The organism is Streptomyces roseofulvus (assembly GCF_039534915.1).
GTDB classification, from domain to species: Bacteria; Actinomycetota; Actinomycetes; order Streptomycetales; family Streptomycetaceae; genus Streptomyces; species Streptomyces roseofulvus.
Genome location: NZ_BAAAWE010000001.1, coordinates 7,967,658 through 7,985,391 on the forward strand (window position 1 = coordinate 7,967,658; position 17,734 = coordinate 7,985,391).

At 72.3% G+C, this 17,734-nt stretch carries 16 protein-coding genes; 6 read left to right on the forward strand and 10 right to left on the reverse strand.

The genetic code is table 11. The features are described 5' to 3' along the window. Nucleotides 1-34: 34 nt before the first annotated feature. Nucleotides 35-1,288, reverse strand: a complete 1,254-nt coding sequence (locus ABFY03_RS36770; RefSeq protein WP_346172084.1) for an FG-GAP-like repeat-containing protein — start codon at nt 1,286-1,288, stop codon at nt 35-37. 183 nt (nt 1,289-1,471) lie between these two features. Between ABFY03_RS36770 and ABFY03_RS36775 the strand changes: the two genes are divergently transcribed. Then, the gene (locus tag ABFY03_RS36775; protein WP_346172085.1) at nt 1,472-2,002 is read left to right on the forward strand and encodes a DUF6584 family protein; all 531 of its coding nucleotides are present in this window, start codon (nt 1,472-1,474) and stop codon (nt 2,000-2,002) included. A 30-nt stretch (nt 2,003-2,032) separates the two neighbouring features. Here ABFY03_RS36775 and ABFY03_RS36780 read toward each other — a convergent pair whose 3' ends face one another. The 6 genes from ABFY03_RS36780 to ABFY03_RS36805 all read right to left on the reverse strand — a co-directional run bounded on the left by ABFY03_RS36780 (nt 2,033) and on the right by ABFY03_RS36805 (nt 8,175). Continuing rightward, the gene (locus ABFY03_RS36780) at nt 2,033-3,094 is read right to left on the reverse strand and encodes a methyltransferase (RefSeq protein WP_346172368.1); all 1,062 of its coding nucleotides are present in this window, start codon (nt 3,092-3,094) and stop codon (nt 2,033-2,035) included. Nucleotides 3,095-3,160: 66 nt separating this feature from the next. Further along, nucleotides 3,161-4,033 carry a helix-turn-helix domain-containing protein gene (locus ABFY03_RS36785; protein WP_319012856.1) on the reverse strand — a complete coding sequence of 291 codons (873 nt, stop codon included), beginning with the start codon at nt 4,031-4,033 and terminating at the stop codon, nt 3,161-3,163. A gap of 114 nt (nt 4,034-4,147) precedes the next feature. Further along, the gene (locus ABFY03_RS36790) at nt 4,148-4,951 is read right to left on the reverse strand and encodes a phosphatidate cytidylyltransferase (RefSeq protein ID WP_319012857.1); all 804 of its coding nucleotides are present in this window, start codon (nt 4,949-4,951) and stop codon (nt 4,148-4,150) included. After that, nucleotides 4,948-6,723, reverse strand: coding sequence for an aminotransferase class I/II-fold pyridoxal phosphate-dependent enzyme (locus ABFY03_RS36795; protein ID WP_346172086.1), 1,776 nt, complete (start codon nt 6,721-6,723; stop codon nt 4,948-4,950). Before ABFY03_RS36795 ends, ABFY03_RS36790 begins: the two co-directional genes overlap by 4 nt. A 345-nt stretch (nt 6,724-7,068) precedes the next feature. Next, complete coding sequence (locus ABFY03_RS36800; RefSeq protein WP_346172087.1) at nt 7,069-7,698, reverse strand: SMI1/KNR4 family protein; 630 nt, start codon at nt 7,696-7,698, stop codon at nt 7,069-7,071. 111 nt (nt 7,699-7,809) lie between these two features. Further along, nucleotides 7,810-8,175, reverse strand: coding sequence for a DoxX family protein (locus ABFY03_RS36805; RefSeq protein ID WP_319012860.1), 366 nt, complete (start codon nt 8,173-8,175; stop codon nt 7,810-7,812). A 60-nt stretch (nt 8,176-8,235) separates the two neighbouring features. Here ABFY03_RS36805 and ABFY03_RS36810 point away from each other — a divergent pair, with 60 nt between their 5' ends. After that, complete coding sequence (locus ABFY03_RS36810) at nt 8,236-9,141, forward strand: LysR family transcriptional regulator (RefSeq protein WP_346172088.1); 906 nt, start codon at nt 8,236-8,238, stop codon at nt 9,139-9,141. Nucleotides 9,142-9,317: 176 nt separating this feature from the next. Here ABFY03_RS36810 and ABFY03_RS36815 read toward each other — a convergent pair whose 3' ends face one another. Together ABFY03_RS36815 and ABFY03_RS36820 are read right to left on the reverse strand one after the other, a co-directional pair. After that, nucleotides 9,318-9,473: a hypothetical protein gene (locus tag ABFY03_RS36815; protein WP_319012861.1), complete on the reverse strand. Its 156-nt coding sequence runs from the start codon at nt 9,471-9,473 to the stop codon at nt 9,318-9,320. A 2-nt stretch (nt 9,474-9,475) separates the two neighbouring features. Next, entirely contained in the window at nt 9,476-10,423 is a 948-nt protein-coding gene (locus ABFY03_RS36820; protein ID WP_346172089.1) for a hyaluronoglucosaminidase, read from the reverse strand. A gap of 448 nt (nt 10,424-10,871) precedes the next feature. Here ABFY03_RS36820 and ABFY03_RS36825 point away from each other — a divergent pair, with 448 nt between their 5' ends. Beyond that, on the forward strand, nt 10,872-13,004 hold the full coding sequence (locus ABFY03_RS36825; RefSeq protein ID WP_346172090.1) for a glucose PTS transporter subunit IIA: 2,133 nt from the start codon (nt 10,872-10,874) through the stop codon (nt 13,002-13,004). 149 nt (nt 13,005-13,153) lie between these two features. After that, nucleotides 13,154-14,011, forward strand: coding sequence for a PRD domain-containing protein (locus ABFY03_RS36830; RefSeq protein WP_319012865.1), 858 nt, complete (start codon nt 13,154-13,156; stop codon nt 14,009-14,011). 124 nt (nt 14,012-14,135) lie between these two features. On the opposite strand, the gene ABFY03_RS36835 is transcribed toward ABFY03_RS36830, so the two are convergent. Next, nucleotides 14,136-14,546: a four-helix bundle copper-binding protein gene (locus tag ABFY03_RS36835; RefSeq protein ID WP_319012866.1), complete on the reverse strand. Its 411-nt coding sequence runs from the start codon at nt 14,544-14,546 to the stop codon at nt 14,136-14,138. A gap of 442 nt (nt 14,547-14,988) precedes the next feature. Between ABFY03_RS36835 and ABFY03_RS36840 the strand changes: the two genes are divergently transcribed. Together ABFY03_RS36840 and ABFY03_RS36845 are read left to right on the forward strand one after the other, a co-directional pair. Continuing rightward, complete coding sequence (locus ABFY03_RS36840; protein ID WP_346172091.1) at nt 14,989-15,492, forward strand: hypothetical protein; 504 nt, start codon at nt 14,989-14,991, stop codon at nt 15,490-15,492. A 253-nt stretch (nt 15,493-15,745) separates the two neighbouring features. Continuing rightward, entirely contained in the window at nt 15,746-17,461 is a 1,716-nt protein-coding gene (locus ABFY03_RS36845; protein ID WP_346172092.1) for an FG-GAP-like repeat-containing protein, read from the forward strand. The last annotated feature ends 273 nt before the right edge of the window (nt 17,462-17,734 follow it).

A 17,734-nucleotide genomic window follows, 5' to 3' on the forward strand; every position in this document is an offset into this window, starting at 1 on the left:
GCCGTCGAAGGGGCCAGGCCTGCGTCGGCACGCCTCAGGCGACGCTGCTGTAGCTGTTCCCCTGGTAGTTGTACAGGTCCGTGTTCCTGCGCGTGAACGGCGTGGTGGCCACGCCCGTGGAGCGGTAGACGTACGCGCCGTCGGTGTTGCTCGACCCGTACGCGATCAGGTCAGGACGCCCGTCGTTGTCGAGGTCACCGGCGCCGACGAGCTGCCGGAAGCCGCCCCATCCGCCGCCGACCTTCACCCGGGTGATGAACTTCCCGCTGCCGTCGCCCTGGTAGAGCCACAGGACGCCGGTGGTGTCGCGGGCGACGAGGTCACCGGCGGCCGTACCGGCGATGTTCCCGACGGCCGTCAGGTGGTTGTAGACGCCCCAGCCACCGCCGACCTTCACACGGGTCGCGAACGGCGCGGCGCTGCTGCCCGTGCCCTTGTAGAACCAGAGCGTGCCGGCGCCGTCGGTGGCGAGGAGGTCGGGGCGCCCGTCGCCGTTGAGGTCCGAGCCGCCCGCGAGCTTGTTGTAGCCGCCCCAGCCGGACCCGACCCGCACACGGGTGGTGAAGCCGCCGTCACCCTTGCCCTGGTAGTGCCAGAGCACGCCCGAGTTGTCGAGGGCGATCACGTCGCCGTGCTTGCTGCCGGCGATGTTGCCGACGGCCTCGATCTGCTTGTACACATTCCAGCCGGAGCCGATCCGGGCGGTCTGGGCGAGCCGGATCTCGTTGTAGTACGGGCGGTCCTGCAGGTCGCTGCGCCACAGCACGCCGTCGGAGTCCCGGGCGAGGACGTCGGTGGACCCGTTGTCGTTGAAGTCGTGCGGGTTGAACGCGCGGACGATGCTCATCGTGGAGCTCTTGGTGGCGGGCGTGCCGACACCGTCGTCCGGCGTCGCCTTCACGGCGACCGTGTACGCGCCGTTCGGCGCGTCCACCACCGACAGCGTTTCGGGCTCCTGCACCTCGAACTTCGGCACCCAGGTGAAGGAGAAGACGGTGCTGTACGTCGGGGCGGTCAGGCGCTGGGTGACCTTCTTGCCGGTGGCGACGTGCGTGAGCGTGACGTCCAGGTTGGCGTCGCCGCGCGACAGAGTCCACTCCATGGTCACTCTGCCGTTGGTCTTGTCGATCTCCGCCACGGCGGGGACGTTGACCAGGTCGATCGTGACAGGGACGGAGGCCGCGAGCGCGGTCGGAGCGGTGGCCAGGGAACCGGCGCCCAGCGCCGTGACGGAGAGGACGGCCGTGACGGCCAGGCCGAGACGCCGACCGGTGGTGCGGTGCTGCAAGGTGGAACCCCCACGAGGAAGAGCGGGCACAGGCGTGCCACGCCCGGACGAGACTCACGACCGCGCCGAATGGTTGTACGAAACCTCGCGCATGTCGATCCTGCTCAGCGACCTCCGCCGGAAGGCCGGTGCCGGCAGACAACCTGGTCGACGGCGATCGAGGCGATACCCGATCATGTGTTCATGCCCCTGAGTGAGACCCTCGCCCGAGTCGATGCCGACCTGCACGCCGGCCGGGTTCCCGTCGCGCGCCAGCGCCTGCGCGGGCTCGTGTCCTCCTTCCCGGACGACCTGACGCTCCGCAGGCGGCTGGCCGAGGTGTACCGGCTGTACGGCGACGCCGCCGAGGCCGGACGCTGGATGTACCTCGAAGAGGACCGCGACGCCGACGAGACCGTCGCCTTCGAGGCGCGGTACGGGTCCCCGGCGTGGCGGATGAAGGCCCTCGCCTGGCGCGGCCCCGAGGCGAAGGCGGGCAGCGCCTTCGCCGAGCAGCAGCTGGCAGCGGTGCGCACCGCCTGCGCCGAGGAGCTGGGGCACGCCGTCGACTGGGACAACCCCAGCTCCTACGAGGACGGCCTGGAGGACGCGTACGAGGAGCCGGCGGCCGAGCCCTGGACGGTCGGCAGTGTGCTGGCGGCCGGCGGCTGCCTGGTGGCCGCCCTCGCGTTCCTCGCGGTCTGGGTCTACGGACTCGTCGCCCTCTTCGACTGAGCGATGGCACCGCGCGGTGTGCGCCCGGGGTCAGCAGGCCACCGTCTCGATCAGGGAGAACGGGGCCGCCCCCTGCAGCGGCGTCGCCGACACGACGGACAGTCCCGCGCGGTGGCACACCGCTTCGAACTCCTTGCGGGTACGTTCCCTCCCGCCCAGGTTCACCAGCATGTTGAGGTCGCTGAGGTAGGTGATCCCGCCGTCTGCGGCGTGCGCATCGGCGCCCGTACCCACGACTTCGGGCAGCACCGGCTCCACGATCAGGACGCGGCCGCCGGGCGGCAGTGCCTCGCGGCAGTGCCCGAGGATCGTGACCGCCTGATCGTCCGACCAGTCGTGCAGGACGCTCTTGATCAGGTACAGGTCCGAGCCGCCGGGCACGGAGCGGAAGAAGTCCCCTGCGGCCAGGGAGCAGCGGTCCGCCACTCCGTGCCGGTCGAGCGTCTTCGGCGCCTGGCCCAGACCGTCCTCGGTGTCGTGGAGGACGCCGGTGAGCTCCGGGTGCGCGGCGAGGATGCCGGCCAGGACGCTTCCGTCGCCGCCGCCGACGTCGGTGACCGAAGTGAAGCGGCCGAAGTCGTAGGCGTGCGGCAGCACGGCGGCCGTCTCCTCGGAGGCCTGGCTCATCGCCGCGTTGAAGTCGGCGGACAGCTCCGGGTGTCGGCCGAGATGGCTGAAGAAGTCGGTGCCGAAGACGGCGTCGAACGCGATGCCGCCGGTGCGGACGCTGGTCTCCAGGCCGTCCCAGGCCCGCACGATCGCCGGGTCGGTGAACATCCGGACGAACGAGACGAGCGAGTCGGGGCGGCCGGAGTCGAGAAGGGCGCCGGCGGTGGTCGCGGAGAACGTGTCGGGTTCGTGCTCCTCCATCAGGCCCAGGCCGGCGAGGGCGCGCAACAGCCTCGTCATGGGCTGGTGCTCGGCTCCCGCGTCGGCGGCGACCTCGCGGGCCGGCCGCCGGCCGTCGCCGATCAGGTCGAAGACGCCGAGGCGCAGGGCCGCGCGCACGGTCTGCGAGGCCATGCTGCCGAAGGCGAGCTGGACGATCAGACCTCGGTCGGCCAAGGGCTCTTGGGGAGCAGCTGTGTCCATGGGACTCACGGATGACTTCCTTCCTCATCGGAATGGGTGGCGGTGATGCTCGGGGTGTGCGGTGGGTCAGAGGCCGGCCAGGGCCGTTGGCGTGCACCCGGCGAAGGCGAGGACGTCGCGGTGCAGGTGGGACTGGTCGGCGTAGCCGTGCGCCAGGGCGACGTCCGCGGCGTTCCCCCCGGCGCGCAGGGCCTGGGCGGCCCGGTCGAAGCGGACGAGCATGGCGGCGCGCTTGGGTGTGAGGCCGATCTGGGCATGGAACCGGGACCACAGCCGCTTACGGCTCCACCCGCAGGACGCGGCGAGGTCGTCGACCCGAACCCGGCCCCCGCGCGCCACGATGGTGTCCCACACACCGGCGACCTCGGGGGCCATCGACCGGCCCCGGGCGGCCCGGCGGACGAGGAACTCGCTCACCAGCCTGAAACGTTCGTGCCACGCGGTGGCGGCGGCCACCTGTTCCCGGAGCTGCCGTTCCCCCCGCCCCCACAGGTCTTCCAGCCCGACGACCGCCCCGTGCAGTTCGTGCGGCGACACCCCCAGCAGCGCGTAAGCGGTACCGGGCGACAGGCACATCTCGATGCACTCGACGTCCCGCCCGTGGATCCGTGTGGGACCGGGCGACAACGAGGCGACGAGGCCGGGATGACGGTGCGAACTCGTCGAGGGTCCTTGCGCGGTGCCGCCTTCGACCGTGAACGGCTCGTTCCCCAGGCCGATGACGACGACCACGGCAGGCTGGGGCAGCACCCGCAGGTCCAGTGCCTGGCCGACGCGATCCCGGAAGCCGGCCATCCGGACACCGGGGACGGCAGGCGCGCCGCCGGGCCGCACTTCCTCCCACCCGCCGTCGGCTGCCTGGCCGCCGTCGGAACCATGGTCCACGGCCCCCGCCACGGCCACGGCTCCGGTCTCCGCATCCACGTCGTCGCTGTGCATGCCTCCACCCTGACGGCACCTGGGCCGCCCCGTCTTGGACAAATGTTCCACGGGCCGACGCGCGGAGCCCCGAGCGCCACCACGGAGCCTTCTGACGCGCGCACCGCCGCGTGCTCACCCCAGCACCCACACCACCGCCAGCGCGACGAGGAGGGAGTCGATCCGGTCGAGGAGGCCGCCGGAGCCGGGGAGCCAGCGGCCGGCGTCCTTGGCGTGGGCGCCGCGCTTGACCATCGACTCCAGCAGGTCGCCGAGCGGACCGCCGACCGCCACGGCCACCGCCGTCTGCCAGGTCAGCGAGGACAGAACGGCCAGCGTGAGGAGCCCGCCCGCCGCCCCGACCAGCGTGCCGCTCCACCGCTTGGCGGGCGACAGCGGCGAGAGCCGCGGGCCGCCGAGGCGGCGGCCCGCCGCGTACGCGACGATGTCGGCGATCGACACGGCCACGAACAGCACGAGGCCCAGCGCCCCGGACAAGACGAGACCGGCGAGGACGCCCAGCCACACGAGCCCCAGCAGACCCGCCGCCAAGCGGTGCAGCCCGTGCTCCGCGTCGCCCGAGAGCAGCGGCACCGCGGCGATCGCCAGCGCCCCGGCCGCCCCCACCCGGAGCAGCTCCCCGGGAGCCAGCCACGCGGTCAGGACGAGCCCGACGACCGCCGCGCCCAGCACCACCCGGTCCACCGGGCCCAACCGGAGCAGCCCCCCGAACTCCGCCACCGCGACCACGCCCACCACGGTCGCGAGGACCGCGATCCCCGGCGGCCCGAGCCAGAACGCGGCCGTGACCAGGGGCACTCCGAGCGCCCACACGCACCAGCGGACCATCAGCTCACGGCGCCGACTCGCCGCCACCGCGACGCCACCGACCGCCAGCGCCCCGCCGAGGTACGGCACGACCGCGGCGACCGTCGTCACCGGTGCGCTCCGGCGGAGGCCCGCCCCGGAACGCCGGACAACGGTGCGGCAGGAAGGCCCAGGGCGTCCAGGGCGCTCGCGCACGCGGCCACGATCCGCGCGTTCTCCGTCGTGTCGCGGACGGCGATCCGGACCGTCCGCCCCTCGTACGCAGGCGACATCGGCGAGAGGTCCCGCAGGAACACGTCGTGCCGGCGGCACGCGCGTACCAGCTCCGCCGCGCTCGGCCCGGACGGCGGCAGCGTCACCGTCAGGAAGTTCGCCGCCCCCTCGTCGACCGAGGAGAAACCGTCCAGGGCCCGCAGACCGTCGGCCAGTTCTCCGCGCAGCACGTGCGTGCGGGACCAGCACGCGGCGTAGTACGCCGGATCGCGCAGCGCCGTGACGGCGGCCAGCTGGGCCGGCAGGCTCACGGGCCACGGCGGCGTCCAACGCCGCAGCTCCGTCGCCGTCTCGGGGCCGGTCACCAGGTACGCGGCCCGCATCCCCGACAGCGCGTACATCTTCGACAGCGAGGTGCAGACCACGACCCGCTCATCGGCCGAGGCGAACCCGGCGAGCGAGTCCGCCGGATCGACGTACCCCAGGTACGCCTCGTCGATCCACCACCGCGTCCGCACGGGCGAGGCAGCGATCACGGCGCGCAGGGCGTCGGCCGGGGCGTGCCGGCCGGTCGGGTTGTTCGGGTTGACCACCACCACGAGGTCGTACCGTCCGTCGCCGGTCGCGGCGGCGAGCCGGGCCGGGTCGAGGAGCCAGCCGTCCTCCCGGCGCAGCTGGAGCCGGTCGACACGGCAGCCGATCACCCGCTCGGTGACATGGGCGTACTCTCCATAGCCCGGGTCGAGCAGGAGCACCCGGCTCCCCGGCGTCAGCCACCGGCCGAACGCCCGGAAGATCAGATCGGACGACCCCGCCCCGACGGCCAGCGACTCCACCGGCAGCCCGCGGACCCGGGCGATCTCCGCGAGCAGCCCCTCCGCGCCCGTCGGCGGCGAGGTACGGGCGGCCCACCCCGGATCCTCCGAGAGGACCGCGCGCACCTCGGGGGACGGCGGGAACCAGGCGTCCAGCACATCCGCCGCCACCACCTCGTGACGTCGGCTCAGCGTCCGGAAATCGGTGCCGATCGCCGAGAAGAACGCCCCGCCGTGCTCGCAGCCGTCCGCACGCGGAGCGAAGGGCACGTCGAGCCGCCAGTCGAGGCCCCTCCGCAGCCGTTCCAGGGTCCTGCCGTGGCGCTCCGCGACGGCCGCCGTCAGCTCGGCGACGGTGCCGCTGAGGACCTCGAACGACACCGCGCCCGAGCGGATCGTGCGCCCCACCGGCCGCAGCCCGGCGGCGAGGTACATGTCGAGCAGCTCCGTCCGTCCCATCGCCACCACCCGGCGACCGCCCCGCGCCGCCGTCCAGCGCAGCGCCGCGTACATGAGGAGCGGCGCCGCCACGGTGGACCGCCACTTCTCCTCGACGGTCAGCACGCGGATCTCGAACGGAGCCTCCTCGCCCAGGACCGGCAGCTCCTCGCGCGTCAGGTACTTGTCGAGCGAGTAGCGGCCGACCCACGGCGGGGTGAGGCTGACGAAACCGATCCGCGTCCCGCCGCGCGCCGCCACGAGATACACGTTGTCGCCGTCGAGCCCGTCCCTCAGCCGTCCCGACGGCTCCACCGGATGCTGGCCGAGCTCCTCCGCGTACACCCGGTGACGCAGTTCGTGGATCCAGTCGAGATCCCGAGGCGTGGCAGTGCGCAGCTGCAGGGCGTGGTCCATGCGTGTGTCTCCCTGAGACGGTTCGGCGGTCGCGCCCCAGCATGGAGGAGCACGGCCGTCGCCACCTGAGTACGCGTACTCAGCCGGAGACCGGGGGAGTCGGACGCGCCCGCGTGGTGCTCCTCGGCACACGAAGCCGGCGTCAGGACCTGCCGGACGAGGGGTTCTCGGCAGCCGCGGCCAGCAGCGCCGGGTGGTGGACACGCGCAGGAAGCTGACCGGCGAGTACCGGCGGAATCCCCGTCACGGGATGCCCCAGGACGACATCGGCGAGCTCTCTCGGGGCCCGCGGCACGGAAGGACCGGCCCTGGTTCGAAGGGCGAGGGAGGCACGGCCGACGGACGTCAAAGAAGTCCGACGGGTGCCGCCCTCAGCGGTCGACCGTCGAGTTCCTCACAGCCGACGTCATCCCACCAGAGCCCACCGTCGGCGGTGAGATACGGATGAAGTCCCCGAACGCCACCGCCGTCGTGAAGCGCCCGGGCGACCGCGTGCAGCAGGGACGCGAGATCGGGCCAGGAGTCGGTGAAGTCGCCCCCACCACTGTGGCCCGCCCAACCGAGGCGGCCCGTGTCGGGGCCGGGACGTCCGTCGATCACCTGCACCCCGCCATCGGCGCTCTCGGCCCAGGGAATCCAGAGAGGGTGCCACCACGGCTCGTCGTCCCAAGGACGACGAGCCAGCCCGTCGTTCTCCGCCGCGACGTCCATGCAGATCTGCCAACGGTCCACGATGCCGCTCACCGAGAGCGGTGACTGTTCCGGCAGGAAGGCAGCCCACGCGCTCACCCCGTCATGGCAGCGCAGGGACTCGACGAGGTCACCGGGCAGCGGGCCGAGAAGCCGCTCCGCCTGCTCGATGTCGTCCTGTGCCGCAGGCGGACGGAGCAAGGCGACCTCACGCCCCGCGTGCGTCGCCAGCCAGGCGTCGATCCGGCTCCAGGATGCCGAGGGGGACGAGATCTGCTGTGCCATGCCGTCATCCTGCCCCACGCGCGGCCGCCGAGCGTGTTCGTGCCCGGTGCCGAGCCGGGTGCTCCCGGCGGTGACGGCGGACGCGCGAGAGGCGCCGGCACCATGCCACCGTCAGGAGAGCGCGGTCAAGGCCAGCGTGGCGGCTGCGGTGGCGAAGAAGAAGGCGGGGAAGGCGAGGTTGTGGAGCACGCGGGCGTGCACGTGGAAGCCGAGGGCGCCCAGATAGAGCAGCGTGAGGCCGCAGGCCGCGGCGGCGCCGAGCGGGCGCAGCGCGGCGTCGTGGAGGCCGAGGAGGAGGCCCGCCGCGCCGGCCAGCTTCAGGGCGGCCAGCCGGGGAAGCCAGGAGCGGGGGACACCCACCGCCGCCGAGTTGGCCAGCACGAAGCGGGCCGCGACGAGATCGGCGGAGGCGATGCCGACGTTGATGGCGGCGGTGAACAGGGTGACGACGAGCAGCGGGAGCGCGGTGGCAGTCATGCCCTCAGGGTCCGCGGGCGCCCGCCTGCAGTCCAATACCTGCTTCTATAACCTGGTGGAATGGATGTGGACACGCGCACGCTCCGGTACTTCGTCGCCGTGGCGGAGGAAGGAAGCCTGACCGGGGCGGCGGCGAGGCTGTTCGTCTCACAGCCTGCGCTGACCAAGCGGATCCGGGGTCTGGAGGAGGATCTCGGCGTACGGCTCTTCGCGCGTTCGCGGTCGGGGATGGCGCTGACCGAGGCCGGGCGCGCGCTCGCCTTGCGGGCGCCCGCCCTGCTGGACGCCTGGGACCAGGCGGCGCGGGCCACCGGCCGGGCGGCGCGGGTGTTGCGCCTGGGCTTCCTGGACGCGGGCGCGGTGGGTGCCGTCCCCGAGGCCATCGCCGCATTCCGCCGATCCCGGCCGGAGTGGCGGGTGGAACTGCGCCAGTGCGACTGGTCCGACCCGAGTGGCGGCCTGGCCCGGCAGGAGGTGGACGCGGCCGTGGTGCGCCTGCCGTTCCCGGGCCAGAAGAGATGGGCCGTGCGCGAGCTGTTCACCGAGGAACGCGGGGTGCTGCTGCCGGCCGCGCATCCGCTGGCGGCCCGTCGGACGGTGCTGTTCAAGGAGTTGGTGGACGAGCCGTTCGTCGCCGCCGACGCGGAGACCGGAGCCTGGAGGGATCACTGGCTGGCCGTCGAGGAGCGAGACGGACACCCCGTCAGGATCGGAGCCGTCACCAGCCGTCCCGACGAGTGGCTCGGAGCGGTGGCGGGCGGCTGCGTGGCACTGGCCCCGGCGTCAGCGGCGCGCTTCTACGCCCACCCGGGCGTCGTGTTCCGACCGGTCCGGGGGATCCCACCCAGCCGGGTGGGACTGGTCCGCCCCCGCGACCAGGCACGCACGCCGGCCCTGGACGAGCTGCTGACGGCCGTCGAACGGGGCACGAGCCGGGGCACGAGCCGGAGAACCAGATGCAGTTGACAGCAGGCCGGGAGCGCGTCGATCAGGGGCGTACGCCGGTGCGGCAGGCCCGCGAAGACATGGCCGCCGTCAGGCGCCCGCGTTCGCGGGCGAGCGCAAGCGGTACGTCCAGGCGCAGCCCGGGCCACCCGGGCCGCGAGGTCGACGAGCCCCGGCCCGCGGGGCTCGTCCCTCCGTCACGACTCCGTGCGGGAGGCCTGCTCGGTGAGGGCCAGGTGCTCCCGCAGCGCCGCGTTCTCGGCCTCCAGGAGGGCGATCCGCTTGCGGGCGAAGTACAGCTCCATGACGGCGTCCTGGAACTCCGACACCAGCTGCTCAGGGGTGAGTTCCATGGTCAGGCCGATCCGATCTCGGTCACGGTGCCCGACGGGCCGCGCCACTTCAGGGCGCCGCCCTCGGCGTAGAGGACACCGCCGTTGGCCGGGTCGGTGGTCGGGACGGTCGTGGCGTTGCGGATGCCGATGACGCCGTCACCGCCACCGTACGACTCTCCGCTCGTGACGCCGAACATGGCGTTGTGGGCGGCGAGCGCACCGCTGTTGAGGACCCGCAGCCTGGCGGTGCCCGTGCGGTCCCGGATCTCGATGAGGCGGCTGTTGGCGTCCTCGTTGGCCTGCATCAGCAGACCGATCAGCGAGCTCCGCTGGGCGATCTCCACCCGGCCGCGCGGCGTCGCCCCGATCGGGACGCCGATGCCCACCGCGCCGGAGCCCTTCACCACGAAGTCGTCCACGCCGTTGTTCCGCAGCGTGATGAGGTTGCCCTTGGTGGGGCCGGTGGAGTGGGTGACGAAGATGCCCTGGGCGGCGGTGCCGCCCGAAGCGTCGGTGACGCCGTCCGTGTCCAGGTAGACCGAGATCGCGGCGGCCCCCGCGTCCGAGGCGTCCGCGTGGCCCCGGTGCAGGATCTTGAGCGTGCCCCGGCTCCTCTCCGTCCCGGAGAGGTACATCGCCGAGTCCTCGGGGTTGTCGGAGACGACGTTCAGCGCGACACCGTTGCCTGCCGTGCCCGCTTGGTGGACGGTCAGGGCGTGGAGCTTCGTCGTGGTTCCCGTCGACACGGTCCTGAACGACGACGTGGTACCGCCGTCGGTGCGGAAGTTACGGGCGTACACCTCACCCGGGTACGTCACGTCCCCGTCGGCCTGCCCGGCTTGGCCGGACTGATCGGCCCCCTCGGCCTGCTCGGTCTGCCCGGCCGCCGAAGCGGTCCCCGCTCCGGCGGCGACCGTCACGGCCCCCGCGGTGAACGCCCCCAGGAACAGCCTGCGCGTACTCGTCACTCTCCAGCTCCCCTTTCCCACCCTGGTCGGCCGACAGCCTGGCACGCGACGCGGGGCCGGCGCTACGTGCGCCGGCCCCTTCCTTCCCCTGCCCCCCGGACCGGTCCCGCCGCGTGCCGCGTGCCGCGTGAGGAGCCTCGACGACCCGTCCCGAGGGACCCCCCGAGGGGGTCACGTGCACGGACCCCTGCCCGGCGGGAGACCGACCTGAGCACACGGATCCCGGTGTTACAGTGTTTTCGAATCGATCTCGATCGCAGGATTGTTACTTCCCGAGGACACAGCCTTCGTCGCCCACGCGACGCCGAGGCGGTGCGCCGCTTGAGGGAAGGCAAGGCCTGGGTAGCGCCGTGCGCGCGACCCGGGCCTTTTTTGTTGCCCTGATCCGGGTGGGAGAGATCGCCGACAGAAGCAGGACGGCGCGAGCCCGAGGATGCAAGGACGCATCATGAACACACCCGCAACCGGTCACGGCACGCTCGCGGAGCGGATCCTCCGCGGCGTCGGCGGAGCCGAGAACGTCGAGAGCCTCACGCACTGCGCGACGAGGCTCCGCTTCCAGCTCCACGACGGGGCGAAGGCCGACGCGGCCGCGCTCGACGCCCTCGACGGCGTCATGGCCACCGTGCCGCAGTCCGGCGACCGCCTCCAGATCGTGATCGGCGGCGCCGTCGCACGGGTTTACTCCGAGATCATGAACCTGCCGACGATGACCAGCGGCGGCACCGCCCCGCGGAAGTCCGACGCCGACGTCAAGGCCGAGATGCGGGCCAAGAGCCGCGGCCGCTTCGCCTGGCTCGACAACTTCTTCGAGTACCTCTCGGACTCCTTCCGCCCGCTCATGGGCGTCCTGCTCGGCTCCTCGCTGATCATCGCGATCGCCTCCGTCCTCGACGCCCTCGGCGTGGTGGACTTCCGGGCCGCGGACAAGTCCGCGACCTGGGTGTTCGTCGACGCCATGTGGCGCTCGGTGCTCTACTTCCTGCCCATCTTCGTCGCCTACAACGCGGCCAAGAAGCTCAAGGTCGACCCCTGGGTGGGCGCCGCCGTGATGGCCGCGGTGATGACCCCGAACTTCACCGGCCTGATCAACTCCAAGATCCCCGGTGTCACCACCACCACCAACGAGACGCTGGGCACCACGGAGTCCGTCGCCCACGTCTTCGGCCTGCCGATGCAGCTCAACGACTACGGCGGCCAGGTCTTCGTACCGCTGCTGATGGTCGCCCTGCTCGCCCTGGTCTACAAGGGCCTGCAGCGCATCTTCCCCGAGAGCGTGCACATGGTCTTCGTGCCGTTCTTCAGCATGCTGATCATGATCCCGGTGACCGCGTTCCTCATCGGCCCGCTGGGCATCTGGGCCGGCAACGGCCTCGGTGAGGGCCTGTCCTGGCTGAACAACAACGCCCCGATCGTCTTCGCGATCATGATTCCGCTGCTGTACCCCTTCCTGGTGCCGCTGGGCCTGCACTGGCCGCTGAACGCGCTCATGCTGCAGAACATCAACACCCTCGGCTACGACTTCATCCAGGGCCCCATGGGCGCGTGGAACTTCGCCTGCTTCGGCGCCACCGCCGGCGTGCTGCTGCTCTCGGTGCGCCACCGCGAGAAGGAGATGCGCCAGACCGCGACCGGCGCCCTCGCCGCAGGTCTCTTCGGCGGCATCTCGGAGCCCTCGCTCTACGGCATCCACCTGCGCTTCAAGCGGATCTACCCGCGCATGCTGGTCGGCTGCCTCGTCGGCGGCGTCATCGTGGGCGTCCTGGGCGGCGTCGACACGAACGCCTTCGCCTTCACCTCGCTGCTGACCATCCCGGTCTTCGACCCGATGCTGGTCTACGTCATCGCGATCGCGGCGTCCTTCTTCACCGCCATGGCCCTCGTGTACTTCTCCGACTTCCGCACCCCGCAGGACCGGGCCCGCGCCAACGCCGAGCGCGACGCCGCCGAGGCGGCCTCCGGGGAGGCCGAGCCGGCCGAGGACCGCGAGCCGGCCACCGTCGGCGCCCCCGCGCACGCCACGGCCACCGCGACCGTCTCGGCCGGAGAGCCCGCGACCGTCCCCGCCGCTGTCGCCACCGCCGCTGTCGCCACCGCCACAGCCACGGCCACCGCCACCGTCGCGAAGGGCGTCGAGCTCGCCGCGCCGGTCGCCGGCCGAGTGGTCGATCTGGACGAGGTCGGGGACCCCGTCTTCGCCTCCCGGGCGCTCGGCGAGGGCGTGGGCATCGAACCGGCCGACGGCCGCGTCGTCGCCCCCGTCGACGGAGAGCTGATGGTCGTCGCCGACACCGGTCACGCCTTCGGCATCCGTACCGCCGACGGCGTCGAGGTGCTCATCCACGTCGGCATCGACACCGTGCAGATGCAGGGAGAGGGCTTCCACGTCCGCGTCGAGGCCGGCAGCCAGGTCCGCGCCGGCGACCTCCTCGTCGAGGTCGACCTCGACGCCGTCCGCGCCGCGCAGCACCCGACCGTGACCCTCATGACCGTCACCAACACCGCGGAGCTCGCCTCGGTCGAGCCCCGCACCGGACAGGACGTCGCCGTCGGCGCACCCGTGGTGACCGTCCGGCGGTGACGGACGGCCACCGGTCCAACACGGGTACGCGGCACCCCGCGGAGCGCGTACCCGCGTCGGACCGGCCCGCGGGGGCCCGGCTCGGGAACGGCGGACCATGCGGGATCATTGGGGGAGAAACGGACCGCGGACGAGAAGGAGAGCAGGCGTTGAAGGCGCTGCGTGTCCTCAACAACAATGTGGTCCTCGCGCGCGACGACAAGGGCCAGGAGGTCATCCTCACCGGGCGCGGCATCGGCTTCAGCTCCCGCCAGGGCAAGCCGGTCGACCCGGCGCTGATCGTGCGCGTCTTCGTCCCCGCCGACGGCCGCGACCCCGACCATCTGAGCGAGGCCCTCGCCCTCATCGACGAGGAGGTCCTCCGCGCCGTCGTGATCGCACTCGACGAGACCGGCATCGAAGGGCGCGAGTCCACCCGGCCCACCCTCGCCATCGCCGTCGCCGACCACGTCGCCGGCGCGCTGGACCGGGCCGCCCGGGGCATCGTCGTCGAGTACCCGCTGCGCGCCGAGGTCCAGGCCCTGTACGCCACCGAGTACGCCCAGGCCCAGCGCCTCCTCGCGGCCATCAACGAGCGCGTCGACCCGCGACTGGAACCCCCCGAGGCGATCGCGCTCGCCCTGCACCTGGTGAACGCGGGCTTCGCCAAGGGCGACCTGTCCTTCACGTACACGATGACCGGCGTCATCCAGCAGATGCTCGCCGTCGTCCGGGAACGGCACGGGCTGTCCGTCTCCCAGGAGTCCATGAGCGCGGCGCGGTTCATCACCCACGTGCGCTACCTCTTCGTGCGGATCCAGCAGCACCGGCAGCTGAAGGGACACGAGTCCACGATCGGCCGGGGCATCCGCCGCCACTACCCGGAGGCGACCCGCACCGCCCAGCAGCTGGCGACGATCGTCGAGCTGCGCCTGGGCACGCGCCTGAGCGAGGACGAGGTCTCCTACCTGGCGCTCCACGTGGCCCGCATGACCATGGAGACCGAACCGGACGGCACCCCCGTGTGAGCCGGACCACCCCATACGCCCGGGGCCGACGGCTCCCTCCTCCACCCGGGGCCGAGAGGACGAGCCCGTCCCCCTCGGCCCCAGGCGGAGGAGCCGGCCGCGCGCCGAGCCCCCGACGACTCCGTCAGCCGAGGGCGCCGAGGAGCTCGTCGCATGCCCGCTCGCAAGAACGGCAGGCCTCGGCGCAGACACGACAGTGCTCGTGCATGTCCGCGTGGGAGGCGCATTCGTCGCCGCACGCCTTGCAGGCCACGGCGCACGCCGTGAGGATCGCGCGGGTGATGTTGGCGTCGTAGCCGGTGTGGCGCGAGAGGACGGACGCGGTGGCGTTGCAGATGTCGGCGCAGTCCATGTCGGTACGGATGCACTTGGTCAGGTCGCCGACCATGCCCTCGGACAGGCAGGCGTCCGCGCACGCCGTACACGCCTGCGCACAGGCGATGCACTCCTCGATGCAGTGGGTGAGCTTCTCACGGTCGACCTGGCCGAGGTCGGCGGGGTAGGTGGCGAGCATGTCCTCGACGGTGCTGGTCATCATGGCCTCCTTCGTCGGGTGCCGGCGGACCGGGGGCGGCCCGCCGCCGAGTCCTGGTCCACCTTCCAGCCAACACCCTCCGCCGCCGTCGCGCCCGACCGCGGCGGCGGTGCGCGACGGGGCTCCGACCGTGACGCGCTGTCCGCCCGCGTCGCAGGGCGGCGTGCGCGCGGGGTGGTCCGTGGCGAAGTCCTCGGCGATGGCGCGGACACGTCCGGACGGGGCGGACAGATGCCGGGGCGCTGAAGATCCAGAAGATCAGTCGCACCGCGTGGCGGCGCCGACGGCGTAGGCCGACCCGCTCGTGCGGGTGGGCGGGCGGTCGGCCACCTGGTGGCGCCGGGCGATGCGGCGGGCGATCAAACGGGGCGAACGCGTCAGACGCCACGTCCCGCCCGAAACTGCTGGATTGCTGGTCACCGCACGTGCAAGGCTGCGCTCCGTGGAGATACTCGACGTGCTGGCCACGATGGCGAAGACGGGCCGTCTGGGCCTGGTCCTCAGCGGAGCCGACTGGAGCGGGGTGACCGCGGCACTGGGCGAGCCGTGGGACGTCGATGCGATGAGCCGGAACAGGACCTGGCCGCGGCTCTTCGCCTACGGAGACCTCGAGCTGAACGTCTGCCCCTGCCGCAAGGTCTCGCTCATCTGCGTCCAGACCTGGCGTGACGTCGTCGAGCTGCCGCCTTCGCTCGCCGGAGGCACGGGCACCTTCCCGGCAGGGCTCACGCACGCGGACGTCGTGTCCGCCTTGGACAAGGCCGGTTGTGCGTGGGAACCCAGTCCACGGCTGACCTTCGGCGACCAGAGCGCGCTCGTGGCGATCCCGTCGGGAGCGACCTTCACCTTCGAGATCCCCGGGGGCGAGGAACCCGTCCTGAACGTCATGGGCCTGCCCGGCGACGGACACGACTGCTCCGCGCGGACGGCAGCCCCGGACCACTGACACGGCGCCTCCGTCATGAGGCGCACCCGGACCCCACGCCACGCCCCCCCCCGCATGGGACAGGGCGGGGCACCGGAACGGAACTGACACACTCCGGAAATCGCTTGCTCTGCCGATCATGTGCGCGAGTACACTCCGCCTACACATCCGGGGGGGGTGTTCGCCCTTCGTACGAGCCCGTCTCCGTGGCCGTACGGAGGTGTCGCCGATCCCTCGTTCCGGTTCTCGTTCACAATCCCCAGGGGGGGATCTTTTGGGTTCCGCTTTTTCCGGGCGTGCTCGCCGCGTCACCACCTGCACCGCGCTCGCCCTCTCCGCCGGCATGATGCTGGCGTCGCCCGCCGTCGCCGAGCCGGCGCCCTGGACCGTTCTGGAGCGGCCGCTGACCGAGACCTCGGCGGTGCCGACGCTCGACGGGCCGGAGCCGGACGGTGCCGCCGGTGCGGCTCGTACCGCCGCGGCGACCGCCGTCTCGAAGCCCCGCTTCGACGTCACCGGCGACGGCAAGACCGACCTCATCCACCGTACGCGGAACGGCTTCACCTTCGTCGCGCCGTCCTCCGGCGGGGCGCACGTCGAGTTCGCCACCGAGGGCACGTCCACCGACCTCGACCTCGTCCCGCTCGGCGACCAGAACGCCACGGGTGCGCCCGAGGTGCTGTCGGTCTCCACGACCGGCGCGCTCCGGCTGTACGCGGACGCCTCCACCACCTCGGGCACGCTCAGGTGGACGGGCCACGGCTGGAACATCTACAACAAGGTGTTCTCGCCCGGCGACGTCGACGGCGACGGCCGCGCCGACCTCATGGCCCGCCAGTACAACGGCGACCTGTACTTCTACCGTTCGACCGGGACGCTGACGGCGCCCTTCGCCGGCCGCGTGAAGGTGGGCCCGGGCTGGGGCGCGTACGACCAGCTCGTCGGCCTCGGCGACAACGACGGCGACGGCAGGGGCGACCTGCTCGCGCGTACCCCGGCCGGCCAGGTGTACTTCTACGGCAGCACCGGCGACAAGCTGGCGCCGTTCAAGCCGCGGAAGGCGCTCGCCACCGGCTGGCAGGTCTACAACCAGATCGTCGCCGTCGACGACCGCAACCTCGACGGTCGCGCCGACGTGTTCGCGCGTGACCTGAACGGCACCCTGTGGGCCTACTACGGCCGGGGCGACGGGACGTTCACGGCGCGGGCGCAGACCGGGACCGCCTGGAACAAGGTGGAGCAGTTCGGCGGGTCGGGCACCGTCCCCTCCGTCGGCAAGACGCTCTTCATCGCCCGCGACAAAGCCGGCACGCTCTTCTGGCAGCGGGGTCTGAACAACGGCAAGCTCGCCGCGCGCGAGCAGATCAGCGACACCGGCGGCTGGGCGGGCGCGAACCTCTCGCTCGCCTACGCGCTGGACGGCAACACGCTCCCCGACCTCCTGCTGGTCCACCAGGGCCACCTGTGGAACACCTCCAACAAGCAGGACTTCGGCGGCGGTTGGCAGATCTACAACCGGCTCGTCGGCCCCGGCGACCTGTCCGGTGACGGCAAGTCGGACCTGCTCGCCCGCGACGCGTCCGGTGTCCTGTACCTGTACCGGGGCAACGGCGCCGGTACGGGCTTCGCCTCCCGCATCCGGGTCGGTTCCGGGTGGGGCGCGTACAACCAGATCGTCGGCGCGGGCGACTACACCGGCGACGGCCGTGCGGACGTCCTCGCCCGCGACGGCCGCGGCGACCTGTTCCTGTACCGGGGTACGGGCTCCGCGACGGCCCCGTTCGCGGGCCGGCTGAGGATCGGCGGCGGCTGGGGCGCGTACGGCAAGCTGGTGGCCCCGGGCGACATCAGCGGCGACGGCCGGGCCGACCTTCTCGCGGTGACCGCGGCGGGCGACCTGTACCGCTACCTGGGCACCGGCACCAACTCGGCGATCAGCTCGCGGGTGAAGATCGGTTACGGCTACCAGACGTACACCAACCTGTACTAGAAGCCCGACGGGCGCCCCGCACCGGAGTTCCGGCGCGGGGCGCCCTCGCCGTTTCCACCGGCTCCTCCCGACCGGGAGCGCGGCGGGTGACCTGTGGCGGAGGTGTGGCCGAGGGGTGGGGCGGCTACCTCAATTTCCGCTCAGATGTGATGACGATTCTTCGAACGTGTCTCTAGTGTCCTCTCCTATCGAGGAAGACGGAGCAAGAGGCTGATGAGCGCAGTGGCAGTGTCCGAGGAGCGGAGGGGTTCGTCCCGGGCCCAGGAGGACGTG

What these genes read in the sequence shown, in the direction of transcription:
- ABFY03_RS36775 (WP_346172085.1), top strand. Translation starts at nt 1,472, where the DNA reads ATGCCCCTGAGTGAGACCCTCGCCCGAGTCGATGCCGACCTGCACGCC.
- ABFY03_RS36780 (WP_346172368.1), bottom strand. Translation starts at nt 3,094, where the DNA reads ATGGACACAGCTGCTCCCCAAGAGCCCTTGGCCGACCGAGGTCTGATC.
- ABFY03_RS36785 (WP_319012856.1), bottom strand. Translation starts at nt 4,033, where the DNA reads ATGCACAGCGACGACGTGGATGCGGAGACCGGAGCCGTGGCCGTGGCG.
- ABFY03_RS36795 (WP_346172086.1), bottom strand. Translation starts at nt 6,723, where the DNA reads ATGGACCACGCCCTGCAGCTGCGCACTGCCACGCCTCGGGATCTCGAC.
- ABFY03_RS36800 (WP_346172087.1), bottom strand. Translation starts at nt 7,698, where the DNA reads ATGGCACAGCAGATCTCGTCCCCCTCGGCATCCTGGAGCCGGATCGAC.
- ABFY03_RS36805 (WP_319012860.1), bottom strand. Translation starts at nt 8,175, where the DNA reads ATGACTGCCACCGCGCTCCCGCTGCTCGTCGTCACCCTGTTCACCGCC.
- ABFY03_RS36810 (WP_346172088.1), top strand. Translation starts at nt 8,236, where the DNA reads ATGGATGTGGACACGCGCACGCTCCGGTACTTCGTCGCCGTGGCGGAG.
- ABFY03_RS36815 (WP_319012861.1), bottom strand. Translation starts at nt 9,473, where the DNA reads ATGGAACTCACCCCTGAGCAGCTGGTGTCGGAGTTCCAGGACGCCGTC.
- ABFY03_RS36825 (WP_346172090.1), top strand. Translation starts at nt 10,872, where the DNA reads ATGAACACACCCGCAACCGGTCACGGCACGCTCGCGGAGCGGATCCTC.
- ABFY03_RS36835 (WP_319012866.1), bottom strand. Translation starts at nt 14,546, where the DNA reads ATGACCAGCACCGTCGAGGACATGCTCGCCACCTACCCCGCCGACCTC.